Raw genomic sequence first — 19,673 nt, forward strand, 5'->3', positions numbered from 1 at the left:
AATACAATAGGCTTACTGATTGCTGCCGCTGCCGCTACTGTTACCGTTGCCACTGCCGCTACCCGTTTGTGGGTAGCTGTTACCTTTGGCCGACTTTCCTTTGGCATTACCCGAAGGCGTACCGGGTTTGCCGGGCCCAGTTGGCTGCGGATACCCCGTGCTTACGTTCTTATCACTCGTATTAGCTTCCTTCTGCGTTGCTGCCGTTGATGTTGGCCGTTTAGAGCCGCCAGTTGCGCCCGAGGTTGACTTTGTGTCTACTTTAGCACCATAAGTAGGTGTTCCGTTACTGGTCAACCCGCCATCAGAAGCCGTACCATTTTTAGTGCTTTTCGGACCGTTTGATGGTCGAGATTCGCTCACGCGGCTTCCTTTTGCTCCACCGTTTGATGGAACACTAGCGGAACCCTGCGAGGTGCTCCCCTGCGTATTGGTTGGCGAAGTCGGCGAGAGATTACTATTGCCATTTCGCGTAGCGCCCGAAGCCATCTTACCGCTTCCTTTACGCTTCATACCCTCTACCGAACTGGTATTTTTGTTAGGCGTCTGCCCCTGCTGTGACACTACCCCGTTTGTAGTGAGCTTACCACCCTGGTTCTGGGCATAGCTGTTAGCGGCTAAACCCATCATTAGGGTCAGACTAAATATTACTGACTTTTTCATAACGTTTTGCTGTAAGTTCATTCAATTCATAGATTATCAACCTTTGTCTATAGTATTTGTTCGGAAATACTCGCCAAATGGTATAGTGGCTTAATAAAGGGGAGAAAACGGTTAGAGCGGTGTATAAAATCGAACTTTTCGGACGTAGCAAACCGTTGGCAAATAGTCTCGCCATTGACTTATTGTCTCCGCAATCCGGTACGCTATTGATTGATTCTACGTCTTCTCAACCGCCTTCTAATGCGTCGCCCGATTCGTCTGCCTTACCCCGGCGCTTAAATCTACTCCAGGGTACCGCGCTGAACATGATCGACATGGTAGGCATCGGCCCATTTGTAGTGCTACCTCTGGTCATCAAAACCATGGGCGGACCGCTGTTTCTATGGGCGTGGGTACTAGGAGCGGTGGTGTCATTGATCGACGCATTTGTGTGGGCTGAGTTAGGTGCCGCTTTTCCGCAAGCCGGAGGCAGCTACAACTTTCTGAAAATTGCCTACGGCGAACGCCGGTGGGGACGACTCCTATCTTTTCTTTACGTGTGGCAAACGCTTATTCAGGCTCCATTGGTAATGGCGTCGGGCGCTATCGGCTTTGCGCAATACGCGTCTTACTTGATGCCGCTAGACGAGTGGCAACGCAAAGCAGTTTCGGGCGGAGTAGTGTTAGTGATCATCGTCTTACTATACCGCAAGATTGATTCTATTGGCAAAATAGGCTTGGTGATGTGGGGTGCCGTGCTGCTAACACTGGGCTGGATTATTGTTGGCGGACTGACCAACGCACGTATTCCCCTGGCCGAAACGTTTCATTCGGTCAGCTCGGTAAGTGGCGGCTTGCTGGCCGCAGGATTGGGCCAGGCATCGGTTAAAACGATCTACTGCTACCTGGGCTATTATAATGTTTGCCACTTAGGCAGCGAAATACAACGCCCTACCCGAAATATTCCGGCCAGCATGTTTATTTCAATTGTGGGCATCGCTGCGTTGTATTTGCTCATGAACCTGAGCGTTGTGAGCGTCGTCCCCTGGCAGCAGGCGCAGAATAGCCAGTTTATTGTCAGCACGTTTGTTGAGACGCTATACGGGCCCGGGGCAGCTCGAATGGCTACAGTCCTGGTGCTGTTGGTGGCATTCTCTTCTTTGTTTGCCGTATTGCTAGGCTACTCACGCGTGCCGTATGCTGCCGCTGCCGACGGGCAGTTCTTTAAAGTGTTTGCCAAGCTTCACCCGACCCGGCAATTTCCGTATGTGTCGCTGCTTTTTCTGGGTGGCCTGGGCTTCTTATTTAGCCTGCTGTTTCGGCTTGGCGACGTTATTACGGCCATTCTAGCCATGCGGATTGTCGTACAATTTATTGGGCAGGCAGTCGGTTTGTTGTTACTCCATCGCCGACGTACCTATCAATCACTACCCGAGCAGGGCGACAGATCAACTGTGCAGGGCGTGAGTTTTCCGTTCAGAATGCCGTTCTACCCCTTGCCCGTGCTCTTAGCCATTTCGGTATGGCTATTTGTGTTTTTATCTACAGGTGTCACCTTCATGATTTCGGGAGTAACGGTAATTGCCTTGGGTGTTTTGGCATTTCTGATATCAGCGCGAGTGCGCAAACGGTGGCCCTTTGGCGGATAACCAGCTGTCTTCAAAAGCCTACTCGTAAATCGATCCAGCCAATATCGTCTTCCCCGTTCAAATTGTTAGCCGTTGGTGAAGTACTTCCCGGTGTTGAATCTGGGTCGGGGGGGCTGCTCGACCAGATTTGAGCCGCATTCCTGATATAACCGGCGGTGTTGGCAGTTGCCATAAAAACTAGCTCTGCTGATTGACCCGCTGGTAAAGAGTTAACCCTACCTTCAATCACAACAAAAGTTGGTCCCGTGTTCACTACGCTCATGTTAGTAGGGGACGATAAGAAAGCTAGACTACGTAACGTATCGCGGACGACAACGTTAGAAGCTGCTAAGCCGCCCTCGTTGCTGATCCTGATTGTAAACGTTATTGCTTTATTGAGCGTGGGAGTGCGGTTGCTGACGTTAATTGCCAATGAAAGATCGGCCTTGGTGGGGTTAGGCGCTGGCTGATTTGAGGCAACAGGTGGTAGTGGCGTCTGATTCGGATTTGGTGACGTAAAGACAACGGTAGTACCTGTTCTGGTGCGTATATCTACCGATGCGGCATCGTCCTGGCCGTCGCCCGTCCCCGACCCTGGTTGCGAATCTGGATCGGGTTGATCGCTATTCAAAATTTGAACGGCATTAACGTAGGTACCTACTTGAGCCGCCCGAAGCCGATAGGAGTAGGTAACCGACTGGCCGCTCGCCAGGGCAATACTGGTTGAGCCGCCCACGGCGGTCGAAGAGCCAACGACACCTGCATCACCGTTGAGGAAGGTTAAACCGGTTGGTAGACGGTTCTCCCAGCGAATCCCAGTAGCGTCGGCAGGACCATTGTTAAATAAAGTGACCGAGTAGGTGACAGGCTGATTGAGCGCTGGTGTACGGTCACTAGTTTGTAAGGATATAGCCAAATCAGCCCCGCTTGACGCAGCTGGCGCGTCAACTACGTTAAGCGTGTAATCTTCTGTTTCGCCGTAGGTATAGATCCCACACGGGTCGCCTGGATTGACATTATAGGCAACAACGACGCGTAGCGTAAGCAAACCAGCAGTAAGACTAGCAGGTAGTGTCAGTGTGCCAGAAAATTGGCTGGTCAGTGTTGCCGGAGTTATGTAGAGACGTTCATTCTGATCAGGCTCAAAGAATCCATTGCGGTTTAGGTCGGCCCAGATGCTTACGCCCTCCCTGTAAAAAGAAGATAACAGCGTTCCCGCAAACGTGTATGATTGTCCAGCGGTTACGTCCATCGAAACCGCCGTGTTTGAGCTGTAGCCACCTATAGAGCAACCGGAATTTTGGCTGAGCGTAACGCCGTTAAGGGTGAAGCTGGCCAGGCCGTCGCCCTCGGTACAGGTGCTGCTACTGTAGCTTGGCCGACAGGTTGGCGTTTTAATACTGACCACAGGGCTGATTCCGGCCGTTGTAGCATTTGATGGTCTAACCCGATAGTAATAAACGGTATAGCTGGCTGCTTTCGAATCAACATACCTTGTTTCGTTCGGGCCAACCCCGCCAATAGGTAAGAATCCGGACGTTGGTGAAGTAGACCGATCAATGAAGTAACCAAACTCACTGTTGGCATTGTCCTGCCAGGTAAGCACAACGCTACCATTTGCGATGTCAGCTACCAGGTTACTGGGGGCGTTTACGGGCGTCGGTGGGTAGTTGAGGGAATAAACGGTGTGGCTCTGGCGTAAGGCAAGCCCTGCCTGAATTCGTTCGTATTGTCCCGATGTAAAGTCGTGTACACACGGAAGATAATACGACATGATGTTTGTTACAGACGGCGTATACCGATTGCCTTGAGCGTCAACGACTGTACCGCTATAGGTATCGCAACCATTTATCGACGTAACAGTGGCACCCGGCAGTCCGAACGGGTCGGCGGGGGTGTCACAGAGTTCGTCACCTTCGGTTGTGCAGTTGGCTCCGCGGCCACGGGTTACTAATTCTGCCGTGCCAGTACTTCCGTTACCGAAAGTATGGTATAAGCTAAAGTTGTGCCCTAATTCATGCGGTATCAGCCGGTTACCCAAATCTTCTTCGTCAGCTTCGTTTAGTATATATGAGCGGGTCGATACTATTGAATTCGATGGAAAGTAGGCATACCCGCCTATGTCAGAATCAAAGGTATTAACGTAATATTGATTCAGGGCGTTAAATGCATCGCGCCCGTTAACCAATGATTCGTTAAAAGCCGTAAAACTGTTATAGAGTACGTCATTATCAATATAATCAGGTGTAGTTCCGCAGAAGTAAAACTGAATGCCCGTACCATTAAGCAAGTAGTAGCTATTCGCCATCGCCATTACGTTGTTCAGCTTTGTAAGTGTTATCCCACCAGTACCGTTGCTGCGACGAATGATGTGCGGCCGGATTGGTACATACGTAATACCGGTTAACGGCGCATTCGTGGCTTGTTTAATGCGCAAGGCTGTTGCGGCCTGACTGCTTAATGCTTTGCGTTGGGTGTCGGGTAGGTCAGGCGTTGCACATACGGGCGGAGGAGTCCGCTGAGCCAATAACGGAACTTGTTCGATAAGGGCTAAGCCCATAAGCACTAATAGTAAAGATTTCTTCATAACGAGTGGTGCTTGATTGGTAGAAAAGCACTAGGTCGGAGTTAATTGCACTACTCAATGAGATAACTTACATTAGATCTTAAATATAAAGTTAATAAAAATAAATTTTAGATAACTTATAACTTTTCTGATGAACCGAGCAAACAAGGTTTCTTGCAGCGCATCTGTACAAAGTGTTGTAATTTTGAAAACACTCATCTCTCAAAGGGAGTCTTACTTAAAAAGCGATGGACTTACCTTGTGTTGATTAAGTCGCTTTACTAAAACGGCAATGAAACGGGTTGTAGCGTTCGCTTTAGCAATTATGTTCTTCGTAGGCAGCCTGTTTCCCCGGGTGAGCGCAGAACAAGCGGCTCATTTGCCCGAGTTAATGGCGCATTACCACGAACACCAACGCGAAGAAGGTTGCGATTTAAGCTTTTGGGCGTTTCTGGTAGAACACTACGTACTGGATTCCCATCACCACAAAGCGCCAAATCATAGCCACAGCCGTTTGCCGACGTTAGATAACCACTCTTCTGCTTACGACTTCACCCAACTGTTTCGGCTCGTCTGCGAATTGTTCATAACCGAGCTCGATGCCTTGGCTATATTCAGGATACAGCTCATGACCAGCCAGCAGGCGTTTTCCTCTCTGCTTCAACCTCCCCGTTTTTGATAGGGTTACTTTCCAGACCATTCTCCGAATTTTGGTTCTCTCTTTGGCAGCCGTGTTTAGCTGTTAAGCTGGCGTATCCATGACTAATGGACGTAACAGCTCGTATCCATTTCGTGATTGCTCAACCAAACCGCTCCGGCGATTTGTCTTTTACTGCTTCATTCATGTTTGACGCTATCATTCGATTTAGTATTCAAAACAAGCTGGTTATTGGGGCTTTTGTGCTGGCTCTGATTGGCTGGGGAGGCTACTCGGCCTATCACTTACCAGTCGATGCCGTACCCGACATTACCAATAACCAGGTTGTTGTCATTACACAAACGCCGGCACTGGCGGCTCAGGAGGCCGAGCGGTTTATTACGACCCCGCTTGAGCTGGCGATGGCCAACCTCCAAAACGTCGAAGAGATTCGGTCTGTATCCAAACTAGGTATTTCCGTATTGACGGTTGTGTTCACTGAAGATACCGATATGCTTAAAGCTCGGCAGTTGGTTTCGGAGCAGTTGCAAACGGCGGTGCAAGACATACCCACCGACTATGGCCGACCGTTTCTGGCTCCGATAACAACGGGCCTGGGCGAAATTTATCAATACACGCTTGTGCCACAGTTGGGTTACGAAGACAAGTATTCACTGTCAGAATTACGCTCGGTTCAGGACTGGATCGTGAAGCGGCAACTGGCCGGTATCCCCGGCGTCATTGAGATTAGCAGCTTCGGTGGGTACCTGAAGCAGTACGAAGTAGCCGTTGACCCCGACCGACTGCGATCGGCGGGCGTTACCCTTACTGAGCTGGCCGATGCCATGGCGCGCAATAATGCCAACACGGGCGGCTCATACATCGAACGGAATAACCAGGCGTATTTCATTCGGGGTGAAGGTGCAGTGACTAATTTGAAAGATATTGAAAATACCATCATTCGTACCGATCATGGTCTGCCAATTCGCATTGGAAACGTAGCGACGGTTCGGTTTGGCCATGCCGTTCGGTTTGGGGCATTAACCCGTAATGGCGAAGGGGAAGCGGTGGGAGGTATTGTGCTGATGCTTAAAGGGGCTGATTCAGAAACGACCATCAAGGGGGTTAAAGAGCGAATAAAACGGATTCAGGCATCACTACCAGAAGGTGTCAGAATTGAGCCATTCATTGATCGCACTAAACTGATTGGCAAAACGATCAATACCGTTAGCCGGAACCTACTCGAAGGCGGTCTGATTGTGATCACCGTACTATTAATTCTAATGGGGAGCTGGCGGGCCGGGCTCATTGTGGCGTCGGTGATTCCGCTGGCCATGCTCTTCACGCTGGGCATGATGAAAACGCTGGGCCTGTCGGCCAACCTGATGAGTCTGGGCGCTATTGACTTTGGCCTGATTGTCGATGGTTCGATTATTATTGTGGAGGCCGTGCTGCACCACTTTGGCCAGGAAAAACGCTTTATCGACCGAACGCTCAATCAGGACGAGATGGATGAGGCCGTGTTTGAATCAGCATCCGCCATCCGGCGGTCGGCAGCTTTTGGCGAAATCATCATTTTAATTGTGTATCTACCGATTTTATCGCTCACGGGTATCGAAGGAAAGATGTTTCGCCCGATGGCCGAGACCGTTGCCTTTGCCATTCTGGCGGCACTGGTATTGTCATTAACGTACGTGCCAATGATGTCGGCCTTACTGCTGCCTAAGACGGTTAATAACAAACGTACTTTCTCGGACCGGCTCATGAATTGGCTTTATAAGCATTACGAGCCTATCGTAAGACTAGCCTTGCGCTGGCGCAAAACAACCGTGTTAATTTCACTAGGTATGCTGGCCCTTATCATATTGCTATTCGGTCGGTTAGGTGGCGAGTTTATCCCTCAACTCGATGAAGGCGACATGGCTATTGACTTCCGAATGCCTTCAGGTACGTCGTTATCGGCAACAATTGACGCTACCATAAAAGCGGAGAAATCGCTTCGAAAGCATTTTCATGAGGTTCGCCAAATTGTCGCTCGTATTGGCGCTTCTGAAATTCCCACCGACCCCATGAACGTAGAGCAGTGCGACTTGATGATCAACATGAAAGACCGCGCCGATTGGACAAACGCTACCGATCGGGATGATATGGGCGCTAAGATGGCAGCTGTGCTGGAGCAGGAAGTACCCGGTTCATCGGTTGAGTTAACGCAGCCTATCCAGATGCGTTTCAACGAAATGATGACTGGCGTTAAATCTGATATCGTTGTCAAAATCTTTGGCGATGACCTGCAAACACTCTTCGACAAAGCGAACGCCTGTGGCCGACTGATCGAAAAAGTACCCGGTGTTGCCGGTCTGCGGGTTGAGCAGACAGTAGGGCTCCCGCAGATCAACATCCGGTACGACCGGGCAAAGCTGTCGCAATACGGAGTTTCGGTGGCCGAGGTGAACCGCCTGATTAAAGCTGGCTTTGCTGGTGAGTTCACCGGACCAGTATACGAAGGCGAACGGCGGTACGATATGGTTGTTCGTTTAGACAGTGCCCGTCGTCAGCAGATGGCTGACCTCAACGGTTTGTATGTAGCGTTACCGGGAGGAGGCAGCATTCCATTAGGCGAAGTGGCGGCAATCAACTACGTGCAGGCCCCCGCCCAAATTTCACACGACGGCACCAAGCGCCGAATCAACATCGGCATCAGCATACGAGGGCGCGATGTTGAAAGTGTAGTGAACGATATCCGGCAACGCATTGAAGGAAAGGTAAAACTGCCTGCTGGTTATTATTATACCTACGGGGGAGCTTTCGAAAACTTAGAGCGGGCCAAAGAGCGACTAAGTGTTGCGGTTCCGGTTGCCTTATTCTTAATCTTCCTGCTCTTGTTTGCTACGTTTAATTCGCTGAAATATGCCCTTCTGATCTTTAGCTCCATACCACTAGCGGCCGTCGGGGGCGTTTTGGCGCTGTGGTTACGCAATATGCCTTTTAGCATTTCGGCGGGTGTTGGCTTCATTGCCCTGTTTGGAGTAGCCGTATTGAATGGTATCGTATTAATTGGCTACCTCAACGAACTTGAAAAAGAAGGCGAGCGGAATCTTAACGACCGTATCCTTCATGGGCTGAGAGTGCGGTTCAGACCGGTAATCATGACCGCTTCGGTGGCTTCGCTCGGCTTTTTACCCATGGCCTTATCAACTTCGGCTGGGGCTGAGGTGCAGAAACCCCTGGCGACAGTGGTAATTGGCGGCCTACTCACGGCCACTATACTCACCCTGGTTGTGCTGCCTGTGTTGTATAGTTTAGTAGCAGGAAAGAACAAACGTGATAAATCGACCCCATCGGCGGCTGTGCCAACCACGTTGACAATCTTGTTGCTTTTAGGACTTGTAACTACCGGCATAGGGCAAACATCACTTCCTCAGGTTATTGACATAGCGAATCGGCAAAGCCTGCTCTTACGGGGAAGTACACTAGAGATAGAAAGTCAGCGGGCTTTAATTCGTTCGTCGTTCGATCCGGCTAAGACAAACGTAGAGCTACAGGTTGGTCAGACGCAGGCCCAACCAACGGATTATATTCTGGGGGTAACCCAAACCTTCGCTTTGCCTTCGTTTTACCGGGCTCAGAAAGAACTATATCAAAGCGCGGCTACTTCTGCCGAACGACGACTGGCGCTCCGGCGAGTTGAACTGAATGCTGGCGTGAAGCGAGCTTATTACCAATTGTTGTTTGATTATCGGTTGAGTGGCTTACTCCGTCATCAGGACAGCTTATATCAGAATGCGGCTCGAGCTGCTGGCGTTCGCTACAAGACAGGAGAAACGAACCGCCTGGAGCAAGTGTCGGCTGACACCCGCTTACAGAGTGTTCGGCTGCGTCGATTAACTCTCCGCGCTGATATGGAAGCTCACTTGCGCACATTACAGCTACTAGCCAACGCGCCGACGCCCATAGGTATTGACACTACGTTTGCGCTCCGGCGCGACTTACCAGTTGCTGATAACACTATTACTGAAGGCAACCCAGCCTTGTCGGTTTTGCAGCAGGAGCGTACGGTTAGCCGGAATCAAACCTCTCTGGAACGTCAACGGCTAAAGCCCGACCTGTTGATTGGGTATTATAACCAATCGATTATGCATGAAATAGGGTTCAACGTTGTTCAGGCAGGGGTTGCTGTCCCCTTGTTCACTCAGGCGACTAAAGCTCGTATTGCTGCGGCCCGGATCAATGAGCAGATTATCGACAATAACTTCATCTATGCTCAAACCCAGCTGACGGGCCAACTGGCTACGTTACAACGTAACGCCGAAACCTTGCGCGCGTCGCTGGCTTATTTTGAACAATCGGCCCTGGTGCAGGCCAGGCTCATTCAATCGACCGCTTTACGAAGCTATCGAGCCGGCGAGATCGATTACGTAGAATTCTTTCAAAATGCTCAGCAGGCGTTTGCCATCGAAGAACAGTACCTTGAAACTGTCTTCAACTACACGAACGTCATTATTCAAACCGAGCAGCTGCTAGGTCTTGAGTAAAGTAGCCCGGACCGCTGGTCCAGGCTACAGCACCGACCACAAAACATACGAACGTAGACATGAGATACATTATCATACTTTACAGCTTGCTTACCCTTTTTTCCTGCGCAGGCAAAAGTGAACCTGCTGAAGATACTACCAGCGAAACACCAGAGAACGAAGCTATTAGGCTGAGCACGAGTGAAATCACCCTAACGCCCGAACAGGTTAAGGCAATGGGTCTTCAGTTGGGTACATCTTTGCAAACGACGGTGAGCGATGAGGTAAAGACAACAGGCACCGTCGATGTCCCTCCGCAGTACATGGCGTCAATTAGCCCGTTGATTAACGGTGTTATAAAAAGCGTGGGCGTATTGCCCGGCCAGCGGATTGGCAAAGGCGCTACGTTAGCGACGCTTCAAAGCCTGGATTATATTCAAATGCAGCAGGATTACCTGCAAGCGGTTAGCCAGCTGACGTATCAGGAAGAGGAATTACAACGCCAGAAAACACTAAATGCCGAAGACGTAGGGGCAAAGAAGAAACTTCAACAAGCACAAGCCGATTACAGCAGTAATCGGGCGTTGGTCAACTCGTTATTACTCAAGCTACGGACGTTAGGTACGCCTATTGAGGCCCTTAACAGGGGAACACTCTCCCCTACTATGCGGATTGTTTCGCCCGTAGCGGGTTATGTTACAGCTTCTAATGTGCATTTGGGACAACAGGTCGCCATCACTGATGTGCTATTTCAGGTGATGGATCAAACGCATAAGCATCTTGAGCTGAATGTGTTCGAAAACGATGCCTTCAAGATCAAGAACGGACAGACCATATTGCTCAACGATGCTAAGTTAGGAGCCGAAACGGTGCGCGGCCGGGTTTACCTGGTTGGCCGCGCGTTTGAAGGCGAAGCCCGCACAATCAACGTGCATGGCCACATTGACAACGAGTCGCAGGAGGCCCGGCTTATTCCTGGTATGTTTTTGAGCGCTCGTATTTTAACCGGTACACGCATAGCGACAACTTTGCCTGAGGAGGCCGTCGTCCGTAAGGGCCAAAACGGCTTCGTGTATGTCCCCACAGTACAAGCCCGAACCTACCGGCGCATTCCGGTTAAGCTAGGCCAAAGTGAAGGAGGACGTGTTGAGGTGATACCTACAAAACCAACGGACTTATCTAAAGTCGTTGTCAAAGGCGCTTACTTACTCGAAGCCCAGTTAACCAAAGGGGAAGGTGAAGAAGAGTAAGGCGGGTGGAAATCCGCTTTTTAACCACACAAAAAGCGGATTTCCACCCGCCTTACTTCAATGCCTCAAACAAGATCTCGGCCGGGTGCTTAGCCTTGCGAGCCGTACCATCTTTAATCTGGTGACGGCACGACGTACCGGGCGCGGCAATAATGACCTCCTCGGGTTGTTGCCGAACCGTCGGAAAGAGCACTAACTCACCGATCTTCATAGAGACTTCGTAATGCTCAGCTTCGTAACCAAATGACCCCGCCATGCCACAGCAACCGGATGGGATCAGTTGTACAGTATAGTTCTTAGGCAGCGACAACGACTTTTTGCCTGGCACCAACGATGATACTGCTTTTTGCTGGCAGTGCCCATGTAGCTTAATCAAGCGTTTTTCTTCGGTAAATTGCTCAGGGCGAATACGTCCGGCGTCGGCTTCGCGAGCGATGAACTCTTCAAATGTCAAAGCATGTTCGGCAATGCGCTTGGCGTCCGCTACCAATGACTCGTCTACTAAATCTGGATATTCGTCGCGGAAGGTCAGGATGGCCGACGGTTCAAGGCCTACTAGGGGTGTGTCGGTCGTAATAATGTCTTTCAGCGCCCGAACGTTGTACTCCGCTAAAGTCTTGGCGTATTTCAACATACCTTTCGACAGCGCTGCCCGGCCGCTTTCGCCATGTTTGGGGATGACTACCTCGTAGCCTAACCGCTCAAACAATTGAATCGCCTTCTGGCCAACCTCAACGTCGTTGTAGTTAGTGAACTCGTCGCAGAAGAAGTAAAGTTGCTTACTTAGAGCCTGAGGAGTAGGAGCCATGGCTTCACTACCCTTTGCCTTCTGCTCCGTGCCCTCCGCTCCATGCCCTCGGCCCCTTGCCCATCGCTCAAGCGTCGTTTTACCTAAAAGGGGCATTGTCCGGTCGGGGTGAAAACCAACGACACGATTCGCGATGCGTCGTAATGATGGCGTGCCTAAAACGCCGTTCCAGGCCCACGGCACAAGCGATGCCAGGCCAGAAAGGCGCGCGAAATTAGCAATCAGACGAGACCGGATCGGTACGCCGTTGGTGTCGTAATAATGCTGTAAAAATTCCGCTTTCAGCTTGGCTACGTCTACGTTCGAAGGACACTCATTCTTACAGCCTTTGCACGACAGGCACAGGTCATACACTTCTTTGATTTCCTCGTGGTCGAATCGATTCTCTTTAGGAGACCGCGTCAGCATTTCGCGCAGGATGTTCGCCCGCGCCCGTGTTGTGTCTTTCTCGTTGCGGGTCGCCATGTAGCTAGGGCACATGGTTCCGCCTGATAGTTGCGTTTTGCGGCAGTCGCCCGAGCCGTTGCACTGCTCGGCATGCTGTAGCACGTTCTGGTCGTGATAACGAAAATACGTTCTGAATTCCGGCGTCTGCTGACCTGCTTCGTAGCGCAGATACGTATCCATGGGGGGCGTCTCAACGATCTTACCGGGATTAAAAATGCCGTCGGGGTCCCACGTGTGCTTAATCTGCCGCATCAGTTCATAATTGTGCGGTCCAACCATTTGTGGAATAAATTCACCCCGCAACCGACCGTCGCCGTGCTCACCTGATAATGAGCCGTCGTACTTCTTTACCAGCGTAGCAATCTCTTCGGCAATCATCCGATACTGCCGGTGGCCTTCTTCAGTTTTGAGGTTAATGATTGGCCGTAAATGCAGTTCACCCGATCCGGCGTGAGCGTAGTGTACTGATGCCATGTTGTGCTTCCGCAAGATCTCATTGAAATCGCGGATGTAGTCGGGTAAGTCGCGAACGTCGACGGCCGTATCTTCAATGACGGCTACTGCTTTTTCGTCGCCGGGCAGGTTTCCTAAGAGACCTAAACCTGCTTTGCGGAGCGTCCATATTTTCTTAGTGTCATCGCCGAACAAGAGCGGATAGTGATAGCCTAAACCCGCTTCCCGCATCTCCGTTTCCATTTCGGCGGCTAATTGCTCAATCTCCAAATGGGTATCGCGCGACAAGTCGACAACCAGAATGATGGGAAAATGACCCGTGGGTGTTTTCTGGACAAAGAAACTGTTTTTACGCTGCTCTGGATTCGTATCGGCTCGCTCTAAAATGATGTCGTCGATCAGTTCAACGGCGTAAGGCTTGTATTTTAAGGCAACCAACGTAGCACGAAGCGATTCGTCGATCGAATGGCAGTGAACGCAAACCAGCCCGCTCTCTTTAGGTGGTAGCGGCACCAGATTAAGCTTGATTTCGGTCAGGAAACAAAGCGTCCCTTCTGAACCGGCAATGAATTTGGCCAGATTAAAGGGCTCACCATCGGTGGCAAACGGTTCCATGTCGAGTAACGTGTCGAGCGCATAACCCGTATTGCGTCGTTCGATTGTCTTTTTCGGGAAATTTCGCCGGATCTCTTCCTGATTCGCCGGATCTGATAGAATGGCGTTGGTCTTCAGTATAATCTTATCTGCCAGGGTTGCCGAGCCGTTTCGGCGGCTAGCTTCACTAACCTGCTTTTTAAAATCCCAGCCGGTCATAGAACCAAACTCCATTTCTGAACCATCCGCCAGTAAGGCTTTCACCGCTAGGGTGTGCTCGCGGGTGGCGCGATAAACCACCGAGTTAGACCCACATGAATTGTTACCGACCATACCGCCAATCATGGCTCGGTTGGCCGTAGAAGTTTCGGGCCCAAAATATAATCCGTATGGCTTCAAAAACTGATTCAACTCATCGCGCACGACCCCTGGCTGCACTCGTACCCACCGCTCTTCCGGATTAACTTCTAAAATCTTTGTAAAGTGTTTTGATACGTCCACGACGATACCACTGCCTACTACCTGACCGGCCAGAGATGTACCGGCCGTGCGAGGAATCAGCGAGGTTTTATGCTGTCGGGCAAAAGCAATCAGCGTCTTTAGATCGTCAATTGTTTTAGGAATAGCAACAGCAGTAGGTACCTCTCGATAAGCGGAGGCATCTGTGGCATACAAAGTTCGGTAGGTGCTATCGTCAAAAAGGTCACCGGATAGCTGAGAAGCTAAAGTACGTAGGTCTTCTGCGTTCATAGAAGCAGTCTGGTATGTGGACGGAGCCAACCAGTAAAAAATATTTTAGCAAAATTAACTGTAATTATTACAACAGGAAGAGCATATACGTTCTGTTTACTCCATTATATTTTTATAAAAAAAATACTATTTGTTTAAAGTCTATATCATTTATCCGGCTGGTGATATTCAGATAGTTAATAATTTAGATGAGAACAGCAATTAATTGAATAATTTAAATGTATTTTTATATTTTAACAAAATTTATGATACAATTTTGATGAAGGTTAATTCAATTTTAACTCTATAACATTTGTAATTTCACTATAACAATGTGTAATTTGTCTTTTAACTCAGGTTAATGTTCTATTATTTCTCTCCAAGGTTCTATGATTCAAGTATATACACGTATTTGTAATGTTGCAATAGAACCTTAGGAGCAAGTAACTAGACAAGCAAACCATAAACCACCCAGTATTACTATTTTTAATTTTTACTTGAAACCTATGATGGACAAATCCTACACAACTAACCATAAAAGTGGTTACGTAGGCCAAGTTGGGGCGACCCGTCAGTCGTTTGGACGAAAGATGCTATTTAGCTTTCTGACAACACTGGCTATGGTATTAACGATAGGCAATTTATCGGCTTGGGCGCAGGAACGTACTGTAACAGGAAAAGTAACCGATCCAACTGGTTCGGTTTTACCAGGAGTAAGTGTACAAATTAAAGGTACGCAACGAGGTACGACTACCAATGGAGATGGCGTATACACACTGCCCAACGTTCCAGACAATGCTACGCTGGTATTAAGCTTCATTGGCTACACGACCCAAGAAGTGGCGGTAGGTAGTCGCACAACTGTTGATGTTCAACTCGCTGACGACACCAAAGCACTGCAAGAAGTTGTAGTGGTTGGCTACGGTACGCAGAAATCGAAGGATGTAACCGGATCCGTTGCGTCCTTGGGTACAAAAGACTTCAATAAAGGCGTCATTGCTTCGCCTGACCAGTTGCTGCAAGGTCGTGTCGCTGGTGTACAGGTGACACCCTCCAGTGGTGAGCCGGGAGCCGCGCAGAACGTAGTCATCCGGGGAGCAACATCGTTGCGCTCGGGTAACACACCTTTATACGTAATCGACGGCGTTCCACTCGATGGAGGTGATTTTAGCAGTGGTGGTGTTGATGTCGGTGCGGGTGGCCAATCAACACCCCGTAACCCACTGGCGTTTTTAAATCCATCTGACATTGAAAACATTTCGGTCTTGAAAGATGCATCGGCAGCCGCTATCTACGGAGCACGGGGTGCTAATGGTGTTATTCTGATTACGACTCGCAAAGGTAAAGCTGGTCAGAGCCAGTTTAACTTCTCGGCTTCGACAGCTATTGCCAGCTCCCTAAAGCGGTATGACCTGCTCAAGCGTGATGCGTTCCTGGCTGGCGTAGCCGCTGCGGGCGGTAATGCAACCGATGCGGCCGTAGACGCAAAGGGTAATACAGACTGGCAGGACCAAATTCTTCGTACCAGTGTTTCGCAGATTTATAATGCCAGCTTCGGGGGCGGGTCTAACGACACTCGCTACATGTTCTCTGTAGGTTATCAGGACCAGCAGGGAATCATTCGCAGCACCGGACAGCGCCGTGTTACAGGCCGGATTAACGCATCACAGGATCTGTTCAACGATAAAGTCGTGGTAGATATTAACGCAACGACGGCGGGTGTAATGGACCAGTATACGCTGAGTAACAATGATGCGGGTTTCAACGGTAACATCTTTGGAGCCGCCATCAGTGCTAACCCAACGTATCCGGTGCGGAACCCGGATGGCTCCTATTTTCAGCTAAGTGGCGGTGGCTTCCGGAACCCGGCGGCTATTCTGGATTACTATCAGGATAACGGCGTAACCAACCGAACGCTGGCCAACGCGAGTGTAACCTGGAAAGTGTTAGATGGACTGTCGCTGAAAGCCAATTTTGGTATCGACAATTCAAACCAGGTTCGCCGGGCGGCCATTGATTCACGTCTGAACGGACAGTTCTCGATTACACTCATTCCGAACGTAACGAACGCCGTCAATATCTTTCCAGCTACAGGAAGCAACTTAGGTGGTGCGGCCCGGATTGACAATCTGTACCGCAACTCGCGGCTGCTTGAATATACCGCGAACTATACTCGGGCGATCGGCAAAGGCAACATTGATGCTGTAGTTGGGTTTTCGTATCAGACATTCGGTACGCGAACCAGTTACGTTCAGGCCGCTAACTTCCCCTACGCTCAGTCGGACGGAGTTAGTTACTTGGATAACTTAGGATCAGCTAATGCCAATGGACAAGTCGCTTTCGGAGGTGGCTCATCACGCTCGCAGAATGATCTTCAGTCCTATTTCGGACGGGTGAACTACAACATCAATGATAAGTATCTGGTAACGGGTACGTTGCGAGTAGATGGTTCGTCGCGTTTTGGTATCAACAATAAATACGGCTATTTCCCATCGGTAGCCGCTGCCTGGCGTTTATCGCAGGAAAGCTTTATGCCGAAGAACATCTTCGATGACCTGAAGCTGCGAGCGAACTACGGCGTTACAGGTAACCAGGATTTCGTAGGTGGCGCATCGAAGGTCATCTATCAGCGGAACTCCGACGGTTCGGTTACGCAGCAGAACAATGCTAACCCAAACTTAAAATGGGAGCAGAATACAACTATTGGTGCCGGACTCGACTTCAGCGTTTTGCAGGGAAGACTGGGTGGATCGATTGATTACTATAACCGGTCGGCTACGAACACGTTATTCCAACGGTTCTACGCACAACCGGCTCCGGTTAACTTCCAGTGGGTGAACCTGCCAGGCCAAATCGTGAGTCAGGGTATCGAGTTAAATCTTAACTACCAGGTCGTACAAAAGCAGAATTTCACCTGGGAAGCGCTGCTGAACCTGACAACGTTGAATATTGAAGTCCAGGACATTGGCACAAACGTCACGGCTGGGCCCATTAATGGTCAGGGTTTGTCAGGAGCTTATGCACAGCTAATAACGAATGGGTATCCACCGTTTGCGTTCTTTACGCCCACGTTCACGGGCTACGACAGCAATGGCTACTCAACGTATGCCGATAATGGGTTGAGTACATATCAAGGTAGTCCTTTCCCTAAGCTAAGAGCCGGTCTGACAAACAACTTTACGTTTGGTAAGTTCAATGCGAGCCTGTTCTTCGATAGCCAGTTCGGTGGTTATCTCTACAACAACACGGCAAATGCGCTGTTCCTGAAGGGATCGCTCAAAAATGGCCGGAACGTAACGGTTGAAGCAGCAAATAGCCCCGAAGGCGGGTTGAACTCGGCGGGTGTGTCGAGCCGCTTCATTGAAAAGAGCGATTTTGTTCGTCTGACCAACGCCAGTATTGGCTACCGCTTCGATTTGCCACAAGGTGGCTTTGCAAAGTCGCTGGCACTGTCGTTAACTGGTCAGAATTTGTTCATCATTACGAATTATACAGGTCTGAATCCGGACGTAAACGTCGTAAAGACACTGAACAACATTCCGTCGCGTGGTATTGATTATACACCATATCCTATTCCACGTACCGTCACGATTGGATTAAATGTTGGGTTCTAAGCAACCAAACAGCTTCACAGTTCGTATAATATTTATAACTATTCTAATAAGGTAGTTTGTAAGAAATGTGAAGTCTTATTATCAATCTACTTCAACATAAAAGAACATGAATTCTAAATATCAAACCATTGGCCTATTAGCTGCCACGGTGGTTTTTGGGATGATTGGCTGTACCAACCTTGATGATAAAGTGTTTGGTAATCAATCGGCTCTAAATGCCAGTAATAGCAGTTCGCCAGTCGAGCCAGCCTCTGCCTTACAAGGCGCTTATCAGTCACTTAATGCGTTGGCAAACAGCCAGGGACAGACATATGCGTTGGAAGAGCATCCATCCGATGAAATGATGGGGCCAACGCGTGGTACGGACTGGGACGACTTTGGGCAGTGGCGCAAACTGCACCAGCATACCTGGGATGCCCAGCACCCGCAACTCATTGATGCCTGGAATACATTAAACACAGGGTCGTTCCGGGCGACGCAGACGTTGTCTGCCTCTGGAATCACCGGTCAGCAGGCTGCTGAAGCTCGTTTCCTACGTGGTTTCTTCACCCACTACATTGTCGATTTGTGGGGCCGCGTTCCGACCCGGCAAGTTAGTGATGCACCAGATGCTAATCCGACTGTGTTAAGCCGGAAAGCCGCTTCTGATTATGTAATCAATGATTTGCGTTCAGCTTTCAATAACCTGGCCCCCTGGGCAAAGGCAACTGCGAACCGAGCTAGCAAAGAAGCTGCCGCAGCCATGCTGGCAAAGATGTACCTGAACCGGGCTGTCTATAATCAGGACCCTGCTAGCCCGGCTGGACCGTTCACGTTTGCCAAAGCAGATATGGATTCAGCCATTTACTTTGCTAACCAGGTAATTGCATCGGCTAAATTTTCGTTAACTCCGGCGGGTAAGTATTTTGATAACTTCCACTGGGAGAACGATGCTCGCTCAACCGAGTTGATCTTTACAATTTCGAACACCACGTCGACTCAGCCGGGTAGCGTACAGAACCGCTATTATATGACCACGCACTATAACCAGTATGTGGGCGGATGGAACGGATTTACAACCTTGGCGGATTTCTACAACAGTTTTGAGCCAGCCGATGAACGACGGGGCGGATCAATTCCTGATCTAACACCCTTAACAGGTCTGAACGCCGGTTTCCTGGTTGGTCAGCAGTTCATCGCCGACACGCTGAGAAGGTTGAATCCGGCGAAAGATCGTAGTGGCAACCCGTTGGTATTTACGCCCCAGGTGAACCTTGGTTTTGCCACAGAAACACAGGGTATTCGGGTTATTAAATACCTGCCTCAACCTGGCGCTGTAGATAAACCGGTTAATGATTATGTTTTCCTGCGCTACGCTGATGTTCTGCTTCTGAAAGCTGAAGCGATTCTACGGGGAGGTACAGACCCACAAGGCCAAACGCCGGCTGGCATCGTAAACAGCCTTCGTGCGTCGCGCAACGCGTCTAATCTGGCCACCGTTGACCTGAATGCGTTATTGGCCGAACGGGGTCGTGAATTGTACTGGGAAGGCTGGCGTCGACAAGATCAAATCCGGTTTGGTACGTTCCTGAATCCGGTTGATCAGCGTCCGTCTAGATCGCCCGCTACGGCCGTTCTATTCCCATTCCCACAACAGGCTATAGACAGTAACCCGAACCTGGCTCCCCAGAATCCAGGCTATCTCTAAGCGTTAAGTTGTTGGCTTTCAAAGACACAAACAGCAGCCCAATCCGAGCTGCTGTTTGTGCTTTTGGGAGCTTCCGTAAAACATTAAATTACGTATCAATCAGCACT

General features: G+C 49.8%; 9 protein-coding genes. 6 read left to right on the forward strand and 3 right to left on the reverse strand.

The genetic code is table 11. The features are described 5' to 3' along the window. Window positions 1-12: 12 nt before the first annotated feature. Window positions 13-663 carry a hypothetical protein gene (locus tag ACFSUS_RS22450; protein ID WP_381526026.1) on the reverse strand — a complete coding sequence of 217 codons (651 nt, stop codon included), beginning with the start codon at window positions 661-663 and terminating at the stop codon, window positions 13-15. A gap of 155 nt (window positions 664-818) precedes the next feature. Between ACFSUS_RS22450 and ACFSUS_RS22455 the strand changes: the two genes are divergently transcribed. Then, the gene (locus ACFSUS_RS22455) at window positions 819-2,291 is read left to right on the forward strand and encodes an APC family permease (protein ID WP_381526028.1); all 1,473 of its coding nucleotides are present in this window, start codon (window positions 819-821) and stop codon (window positions 2,289-2,291) included. Between the two features lie 10 nt (window positions 2,292-2,301). On the opposite strand, the gene ACFSUS_RS22460 is transcribed toward ACFSUS_RS22455, so the two are convergent. Further along, complete coding sequence (locus ACFSUS_RS22460; protein ID WP_381526029.1) at window positions 2,302-4,857, reverse strand: GEVED domain-containing protein; 2,556 nt, start codon at window positions 4,855-4,857, stop codon at window positions 2,302-2,304. A gap of 271 nt (window positions 4,858-5,128) precedes the next feature. On the opposite strand from ACFSUS_RS22460, the gene ACFSUS_RS22465 reads away from it, so the two are divergent. From ACFSUS_RS22465 to ACFSUS_RS22475, 3 genes are all read left to right on the forward strand, one after another. Beyond that, window positions 5,129-5,515 carry a hypothetical protein gene (locus ACFSUS_RS22465; RefSeq protein ID WP_381526031.1) on the forward strand — a complete coding sequence of 129 codons (387 nt, stop codon included), beginning with the start codon at window positions 5,129-5,131 and terminating at the stop codon, window positions 5,513-5,515. Between the two features lie 86 nt (window positions 5,516-5,601). Further along, the gene (locus ACFSUS_RS22470; RefSeq protein WP_381526033.1) at window positions 5,602-10,005 is read left to right on the forward strand and encodes a CusA/CzcA family heavy metal efflux RND transporter; all 4,404 of its coding nucleotides are present in this window, start codon (window positions 5,602-5,604) and stop codon (window positions 10,003-10,005) included. A gap of 86 nt (window positions 10,006-10,091) precedes the next feature. Further along, window positions 10,092-11,234 (forward strand): efflux RND transporter periplasmic adaptor subunit, encoded by a 1,143-nt coding sequence (locus tag ACFSUS_RS22475; RefSeq protein ID WP_381526035.1) that lies wholly within the window; start codon window positions 10,092-10,094, stop codon window positions 11,232-11,234. Window positions 11,235-11,286: 52 nt separating this feature from the next. Here the strand turns inward: ACFSUS_RS22475 and ACFSUS_RS22480 are convergent, their stop codons facing one another. Then, complete coding sequence (locus ACFSUS_RS22480; RefSeq protein ID WP_381526037.1) at window positions 11,287-14,286, reverse strand: FAD-binding and (Fe-S)-binding domain-containing protein; 3,000 nt, start codon at window positions 14,284-14,286, stop codon at window positions 11,287-11,289. 485 nt (window positions 14,287-14,771) lie between these two features. Between ACFSUS_RS22480 and ACFSUS_RS22485 the strand changes: the two genes are divergently transcribed. Both ACFSUS_RS22485 and ACFSUS_RS22490 read left to right on the forward strand, forming a co-directional pair. Then, window positions 14,772-17,879 carry a SusC/RagA family TonB-linked outer membrane protein gene (locus ACFSUS_RS22485; RefSeq protein WP_381526039.1) on the forward strand — a complete coding sequence of 1,036 codons (3,108 nt, stop codon included), beginning with the start codon at window positions 14,772-14,774 and terminating at the stop codon, window positions 17,877-17,879. 106 nt (window positions 17,880-17,985) lie between these two features. Next, window positions 17,986-19,566, forward strand: coding sequence for a RagB/SusD family nutrient uptake outer membrane protein (locus ACFSUS_RS22490; protein WP_381526040.1), 1,581 nt, complete (start codon window positions 17,986-17,988; stop codon window positions 19,564-19,566). The last annotated feature ends 107 nt before the right edge of the window (window positions 19,567-19,673 follow it).

It is taken from the genome of Spirosoma soli (genome assembly GCF_042684525.1).
GTDB classification, from domain to species: domain Bacteria; phylum Bacteroidota; class Bacteroidia; order Cytophagales; family Spirosomataceae; genus Spirosoma; species Spirosoma soli.